The organism is Methanosarcina sp., from assembly GCF_028693135.1.
GTDB lineage: Archaea > Halobacteriota > Methanosarcinia > Methanosarcinales > Methanosarcinaceae > Methanosarcina.
Map to the genome: position 1 here is coordinate 97,032 of NZ_JAQUVZ010000011.1, position 7,913 is coordinate 104,944.

Here is a 7,913-nt window from a genome sequence, read left to right on the forward strand (position 1 = left end):
GCCTTTTGAATTATGTAAGCGCCAGCAAATAATCCCTCAAGTTATATAACCAGTGGATAATCATAAAGAGTGGAGAATCCTCTTCAAACTGGATAGCCACTGGTTATACCCCCTTCAAGTTGGATAACCTCTTGACCTGTCCATTTAACCTCAATTAACTTCCCTACTCTTCATTAAGATCCTGAACCAGACTTTCAATCCCTGGTTCAAGCATCTTGCTTTTAACTTCTTTTTTTCAGATAGTTTCGATTTATTCTCTCAATCTGAACTCATTTCTCTTTTTTCACTTTCTGAGAATCACCCAAAATTTCACTTTGTAATAGTCATCCGGACTTTCACCTTTGGCAGTTGTTCAAACCTTTTCCGTACATTTTTGCGAAATCTTTTTGAGCTTTAACAAATCAGAGTAGACCGTAACTATAAGTAAATCTAAAGATTTAACGGGTTTCCTGCTGAAGGATTATGAACCTGAAAAATGGAAGCGAGATAAAAACAGCTAAAAAGTATAAGAAACATGAGACTTAAAAAACTTAAAATTGGCAGGACAGAGCTTCCTGGAAACCTTCTCCTTGCACCTATGGCAGATGTAACAAATCTGGCTTTCAGGCTGCTTTGCAGGCAGTACGGAGCCGATCTGACTTACACAGAGATGATCAATGTAAATGCCCTTCTCAATGAAAGCAGGAAATCTTTTATTAGAGGGCTGATTTCTCCTGAAGGCAGACCCTTCGGAATTCAACTTGTGGGAAGCTGCCCTGAGAAACTGAGGGAAGCTGCATTTATTGTTGAAGAAGCGTACAGGCCTGAAGTTATAGACATTAACATGGGCTGCCCTGCAAAATGCATCACAGGGGCTGGTTGCGGCTCAGCTCTCCTAAATTCTCCGGAACTGATCTATGCAATAATCTCAGAGCTTACAAATGCCCTGAAGACGCCGGTCAGCGCAAAGATCCGCCTCCTAGGAAGGGAGGAAAAAACTCTTGAAATTGCCCGCCTGATAGAAAAAGCTGGGGCTTCAGCCCTGACAGTGCACGGCAGAACGGCAGCACAGATGTACTCAGGCAGCTCGAACCTTATAGAAATAAAGGCTGTCAAAAATGAACTTTCAATTCCCGTTATTGCAAACGGGGACATAAGGGATGAGGAGTCAGCAGAAAGAACTCTGGAACTGACAGGCTGTGACGGGCTTATGATAGGTCGCGCAGCAATGGGAAATCCTTTTATTTTTAAAAGGATCAGGCACTACCTGGAAACCGGTGAAAAACTCGAAGCAGATAAGCAGTCCCGGCAGCTTGAGGATTTTGAAAAATATATTGCCCTCCTTGAGGAACACAATCTGCTTTCGTCCATAAACCTCAGGATGCACGCAAACTGGTTTACCAAAGGACTGCCCGGCTCGCGGCAGATCAGGGAAAAAATGAATTGTTTGACGGATAGAAAAGCTATAAATGAACTGATGAGGAGTTCCCGCCAGGAAAAATATTAAAAGATCGTATCTTTTTAGAAGTGAGCTTTGTTTACAATAGTATTCGTAAAAAACATGATTTTGAGACAGGTTAACCGGGAAAAAATAACTACAAAACATCTAAAAAATAATTTTGAATTAGAAGTATTTATAAACCATTTCTTGACTTTCACCGAAAAACTAATAATAATCTACACTATTATCCATGAACTATCAGGCACCAAACGGCGTGAATATATAATTGAGAATATATTACACTCAAGATAACTATGATCCATTAATTGTGGATACCTTCAGGTTAACAATTTGCCGTCCAAAGTTCTGGATTACTGCAAATCTGCTTTTGCATATTGCAGTGGTGCCTGAAGAAAAAACCAGATGAAGAACCGTACAAGGGTAGGTACGGAGTTCCGGATCTGACTAAAATTAATAAAGATTAACATAAGGTTAACTCGATTAAAATCAGGTTAACTCGATTACCAGCAGTGTGCCGACAACTAAATTATAAGTGTGCCATACAGACTGCCAAGAACAGCGAAAAGTGTTAGAAAAACAGTAAATTAAAACCGCGTTTAAGAAGGAGAATCCAGATGAAGGAAATCAGAATACACGGTCGAGGAGGCCAAGGTTCTGTTACTGCGGCTGAAATGATCTCCATTGCAGCTTTTGAAGACGGAAAGTTCAGCCAGGCCTTCCCCGCTTTTGGGGTAGAACGCAGAGGTGCCCCGGTGCAGGCATTCACCAGAATCAGTGATAGCCCTATAAGGCTCCGAAGCCAGATCTACACCCCAGATTACGTTATTGTCCAGGATGCCACTCTGCTTGAAACTGTTGATGTTGCAAGCGGGATAAAAGATGATGGAGTCATCATAGTAAACACCACAGAAAAGCCGGAGAACCTGAAACTTGACACAAAAGCCAGGGTTATGACTGTGGACGCCACAAAGGTGGCAATGGACATCATAGGATTCCCTATTGTAAACACTATCCTCCTGGGAGCTTTTGCAGGCGCAACCGGAGAGATCAATGTGGAATCCATTAAGAAAGCCGTAAAGGGTCGCTTTTCCGGCAAGGTTGCTGAAAAGAATGCCCAGGCAATTCAGAAAGCCTATGAGCTTATCAAGGGGGAAGAAGCATGAAGATCACAACCGGAGGAGTTTGTGAGCCGGGCTCGACCCTGGTAAACAAAACCGGAGGCTGGAGAAACTTCCGTCCCGTATATATTTACGAAAAATGCACCAAATGTGGAATCTGCGAGATTGTGTGCCCTGACATGTCAATACATCCCGGAAAAGACGGCTTTTTCGAATACAACTACGACTATTGCAAGGGCTGCGGTATCTGCGCAAATGAATGCCCTGCAGATGCGATTGAAATGATTCTGGAGGAGAAATAATGCCGCTCAATTCAGCTGACAAGGCCAAAATGGTCGTCGTGGAAGGCTCCTACGCAGTTGCCCATGCAGCAAAGGTCTCCCGTCCAAATGTGATTTCCGCTTATCCTATCACCCCTCAGACCCATATTGTTGAGAACTTATCTCAGTTTATTGCAGACGGGGAAATTCCGAACTGTGAATATATCAACGTGGAATCCGAATTCTCGGCAATTTCTGCCCTTGTGGGAGCTGCCGCTGTCGGGGCAAGGACATACTCCGCAACCACCTCCCAGGGGCTTTTGCTCATGCACGAGGTGCTTTTCAACGCCGCAGGAATGAGGATGCCCATTATCATGACCGTGGCAAACAGAGCAGTAAGCGCCCCGATCAATATCTGGAACGACCACCAGGACTCAATTTCCCAGAGGGACACAGGCTGGCTCCAGCTCTATGCCGAGGATATCCAGGAAGCTGCAGACATGATCCCCCAGATCTTCAAGATCGCAGAGGACAAAGATGTGCTCATGCCGGGCATGGCCTGTATGGACGGGTTTATCCTCTCCCATGTCTACGAACCTGTGGTGCTGCTTGAGCAGGACCTTACCGACGAGTTCCTGCCCAAATATGAGCCGGAATACGTGCTTGACCCTAAAAACCCGATGAGTTTTGGAGCTTTTGCTGACCCCTCAACTTACACCGAATTCAGATACCTTCAGGAAAAGGCAATGCAGGCAGCTCTTCCGAAAATCGAGGCTGTTTCCAAAGAGTTCGCAGAGATCTTTGGCAGGGACCACGGAGGCTTAATCGATGGTTACCAGCTCGAAGATGCCGAGGTCGTTATCATGGCCATGGGTTCCCTTGTGGGTACCCTCAAGGATGTAGTTGACGAGTACAGGGAAAAGGGCGAGAAGATTGGTATCCTGAAAGTCAGATCCTTCAGGCCTTTCCCGAAGATGCAGATAAGAAAAGCCCTGGCGAAAGCAAATGTTGTGGTCGTGCTCGACAAGAACATCTCCCTCGGGACCAATGAAGGTGCCCTTTTTACAGAGACCAAGGGCTGCATGTACAACAGCAGGTGCGATATTCCAATTATCGGCTACACCTTAAACCACGGCGGTCGAGATGTACGCATGGAGCTGGTCAGCAAGATTATAGAAGAAGCCAAGAAAGTCGCAAAGGACGGAATTACGATTGAAAGCCAGTTTGCTGATGTCAGGGAGGAATTGCTATGAGTAAACCCGCACCTAAAACCTACCTTTCCCCGGGACACAGGGGATGTGCAGGCTGCTGTGATGCCCTTGCCGCAAAGTTCATGCTCATGGGCGCAGGTTCCGACTGTATCATTATTAACCCAACAGGCTGTCTGGAAGTTATGACCACGCCCTTCCCGGAGTCTGCCTGGCAGGTCCCCTGGATCCACTCCCTCTTTGAAAACGGAGGTGCAGTGGCATCAGGTGTCGAGGCTGCCTTAAAAGCCCTCGGCAGGAAAGGAAATACCAAAGTCATCGGAGTCGGCGGCGACGGCTCGACAATGGACATAGGGATTCGGTCCCTCTCAGGTGCCTTTGAGCGGGGCCACGACATCACCTACGTCTGTGTGGACAACGAAGCCTACATGAACACCGGGATCCAGAGAAGCTCCGGAACCCCCTTCGACGCCTCCACAACGACAAGTCCCGCAGGCAAAGTCTCCTTTGGAAACCCGCGCCCTAAGAAGGATATGCCCGCTATCATGGTAGCCCACGGCTCTCCGTATGTGGCCACAACCTCAATCGGTTTCCCGCGGGACATGATCAGGAAAGTCAAAAAAGCCACCGAAATTGTGGGCCCGACCTACATCCACTCCCACGCTCCCTGTCCCACAGGCTGGGGCTTTGACGGCTCAAAGACCATCGAACTTGCAAAACTCGCAGTTGAGACCTGCCTCTGGCCGATGTACGAAATAGAAAACGGCGAGATCACACAGGTAAGAAAGATCAAGAACCCCAGGCCCGTCGAGGAATACCTCAGAGCCCAGAAACGGTTCAAACACCTCTTCACCATGGAAGGCGGAGACGAAGAAATCGCAAAGATCCAGGCCGCTGCGGACTGGAACATAAAACACTATGGACTTCAGTAAAAACTGAAGTTCTACTTTTTTTATTCTTCTTTCATTTTCTTTTTTGAGTTTGTGGGTTTTTTAGATTTTTAGATCTCCAGGGTTTAATTTAAGGATATCACTATTTTTAACTTATACCCTCCGTGTGGTTTCTAATTACATGCATGTGGGACGATAAAGACGGTAAACTTGGCATTTTTTTGGCGTTTGTGCTGTTTTACCGTTTGGTGGGTACCAAACTGCAAAAAAATTTAAAAATATAATCTGAAAACACTAGTGAAAATCATTTTAAAAAAATTATTTTTCCCCCCTATAAACAATGTGAATTAAATTGAGAGTTTCCAAGACTGAAAAAAAAATACATTAAAAAAAAAATGAAATGAGAAAAGCCTTAAAAATGCTTAAAAATAGAAATAATAAGTTTTAAATCATTTAAAACAGTGTAAGTTTTACTAAATAATTCCGATCCCAAGTTATATATTACCGAGTATCTAATACTAAATATTGTCTGGAGTATTGTACTATTAAATACAATAAGTCTGACGACCAACGAGTTAGGGGGAAGGGGAAAATGATTGAGAAATTAAAATATGTTTAGTTTGGGCTTTACTATTTAAAAAAGCCGATTTTCTAAATTCATTTGTTATCAATATTATTTTCAAAACAGATTTCATCGGGAGTGGGGGATTAAAAATTAGTATTTGTCCAGCTTAGGCTACCTTTTCGACAACTTCTAATTTTTTTGGATTCACTTCAGAAATATAGATTCAAATTTTGGGGAAGAAAATCTGGAAGTGAATAAATGAGAAAGAATATTGAAAACCATGTGGAGAAGACATTAGGACTGCTGGCTGTGATACCAGGAATGTTCAATGCCAAAAATCTAAGGAACGGATTGAAGAACAGACAGCATTGTACCGGGCAGTCTCTACGACGTCAGATACTCTCACTTATGTTCTCAGTGATGATTTGTATGTCTAGTGCAGCACCATTTGTGCAGGTAGCGGCGGCAAGCGGGGGCTCGTATACATTGAAATGGTATGCTGCCGACCCTGCCGTGAACCACGCTCCTTATTTGCCGACCTACGCGAAGCTGACACCAGCCTCACTTGCCTGTCCCGGATCTGCCGGCAGGTATGCAGATCCTCTTACTGATGCTGTGGCATATGGTCCTACTTCTTCTAATCTTGACGCTGGGACATCTCTTGCACCTCAGGACATTGCTCTTGGGCAGATCGTGCCGTACGAGATGGTGATAACAGTCACCGGCAGTACGGCTCCAGAGAATGGATCCATCAATTTTACAACTACCTTTAACACAAACACAACTTCGGGTGGCAACTTCGGTTTTGATCCAGCTTATATGGTGTACTGCGCTTTCGTTGATACCGCAGATGTCGGCACCACTGATCCGGGAAATAATGCAAAAGTGGATTCTTTCACTTCCACGCTCATAGGCAGCGGCTCATCCCAACAGATCCAGGGTACATTCAATGTTTCTGGTCTCGATAATGGTGATCAGGTGGTTGTTGAGATCTGGGTAGTCCTGAAGTCAACAATTCCCACCGGGACTACAGGCAACGTGCAAACAAAATTAGACAGTGCACAAACTGCCACTGGAGACACCATCAATACCGGAGCACAGACAGTTCCCCTTCTGAAGGTAAAAGACTTCTTCACAAGCAACGCCGATATCTCAGTTGTGAAGACCGATAACCCTGATCCTGTGATCCAGGGGAACAGTCTCACTTATAATCTTGTGGTGAGGAACAATTCACCTGACACTATTGCAAACGGAATTGTGGTCACAGATACACTCCCCACTAACACAACATTTGTTTCAGCAAGCGGGGACACGTACATAATTAGCGGAAATACTATTACCTTCAATGTTGGCTCATTGAGCCCGGGTCAATCGGTGATAATAACCATAGTCACTACAGTCTCAAATACAGCGTGGGCAAATAACGACACTTCTACAAATCCCGAGCCGGGTACTCCGGGCCCTCAGCCTACATTGTATGACCTGCTTAATTTCGTCTCAGTAACTGCCATAACTGACGATTCTAACACTACTAACAATACTTACTACCAGCCAACGAACGTTTTACCGGCACTTGTGCCTAATCCGGCATACACCATTGACAAGATAGTTACGGATGTTGCTGGAAACGGATCTCTGGCAAATGTAACACAGGCTGGAGATGTAATCAGCTACCAGATTACGGTAAACAACACTGGAAACATTGACCTCACAAATGTAACCGTTACCGATCCTCTTCTTGGAACTCTCGATGGACCAGTAGGAGATAACCCGGTAGAAGGAATTCTTGAGGTTGGAGAAACCTGGGTATTCACTGGAAATTACACGGTAACCCAGACAGACATAAACACAAACGGGGACGGAGACGGATTCATAAACAATACAGCAACCGTTGACTCTGAGGAGCTACCACCGGAATCTGACAGTGAAGCAGTACCAATTGAACAGAATGCAGCATACACCATTGACAAGATAGTTACGGATGTTGATGGAAACGGGCCAGAAGCAAATGTAACTAACGTGGGAGATGTAATCAGCTACCAGATTACGGTAAACAACACTGGAAACATTGACCTGACAAATGTAACCCTTGTTGATACCCTGATACCAGAGGCAAATATCACAGGACCAGTAGGAGATAACCCGGTAGAAGGAGTTCTTGAGGTTGGAGAAACCTGGATATTCACTGGAAATTACACGGTAACTCAGACAGACATTAATACAAACGGGGATGGAGACGGATTCATAAACAATACAGCAACCGTTGACTCTGAAGAGCTACCACCGGAATCTGACAATGCTGAGGTACCAATTGAACAGAATGCAGCATACACCATTGACAAGATAGTTACGGATGTTGATGGAAACGGGCCAGAAGCAAATGTAACTAACGTGGGAGATGTAATCAGCTACCAGATTACGGTAAACAACA

Annotated in this window: 6 protein-coding genes; all 6 read left to right on the plus strand. The window is 44.9% G+C overall.

All coding sequences use genetic code 11. The annotated features are described in order from the left end of the window. The first annotated feature begins 514 nt into the window (after positions 1-514). The gene (dusB, locus tag PHF18_RS07665) at positions 515-1,486 is read left to right on the plus strand and encodes a tRNA dihydrouridine synthase DusB (RefSeq protein WP_300100648.1); all 972 of its coding nucleotides are present in this window, start codon (positions 515-517) and stop codon (positions 1,484-1,486) included. Between the two features lie 569 nt (positions 1,487-2,055). After that, positions 2,056-2,604 (plus strand): pyruvate ferredoxin oxidoreductase subunit gamma, encoded by a 549-nt coding sequence (locus PHF18_RS07670; protein ID WP_300100650.1) that lies wholly within the window; start codon positions 2,056-2,058, stop codon positions 2,602-2,604. Continuing rightward, positions 2,601-2,861, plus strand: coding sequence for a pyruvate synthase subunit PorD (gene porD / locus PHF18_RS07675; RefSeq protein WP_300100652.1), 261 nt, complete (start codon positions 2,601-2,603; stop codon positions 2,859-2,861). Before PHF18_RS07670 ends, porD begins: the two co-directional genes overlap by 4 nt. Beyond that, positions 2,861-4,072 carry a pyruvate synthase subunit PorA gene (gene porA / locus PHF18_RS07680; protein ID WP_300100654.1) on the plus strand — a complete coding sequence of 404 codons (1,212 nt, stop codon included), beginning with the start codon at positions 2,861-2,863 and terminating at the stop codon, positions 4,070-4,072. The genes porD and porA overlap by 1 nt, the downstream gene beginning before the upstream one ends. Then, a complete protein-coding gene (gene porB / locus PHF18_RS07685) occupies positions 4,069-4,959 on the plus strand; it encodes a pyruvate synthase subunit PorB (protein WP_300100657.1) in 891 nt (296 codons plus the stop codon). The genes porA and porB overlap by 4 nt, the downstream gene beginning before the upstream one ends. A gap of 952 nt (positions 4,960-5,911) precedes the next feature. Further along, a partial coding sequence (locus PHF18_RS07690; RefSeq protein WP_300100661.1) for a DUF11 domain-containing protein occupies positions 5,912-7,913 on the plus strand: 2,002 nt, incomplete at its 3' end.

Bases quoted from the DNA above. Each gene is read 5' to 3' on its own strand.
- dusB (WP_300100648.1), top strand. From the start codon at position 515: ATGAGACTTAAAAAACTTAAAATTGGCAGGACAGAGCTTCCTGGAAAC.
- PHF18_RS07670 (WP_300100650.1), top strand. From the start codon at position 2,056: ATGAAGGAAATCAGAATACACGGTCGAGGAGGCCAAGGTTCTGTTACT.
- porD (WP_300100652.1), top strand. From the start codon at position 2,601: ATGAAGATCACAACCGGAGGAGTTTGTGAGCCGGGCTCGACCCTGGTA.
- porA (WP_300100654.1), top strand. From the start codon at position 2,861: ATGCCGCTCAATTCAGCTGACAAGGCCAAAATGGTCGTCGTGGAAGGC.
- porB (WP_300100657.1), top strand. From the start codon at position 4,069: ATGAGTAAACCCGCACCTAAAACCTACCTTTCCCCGGGACACAGGGGA.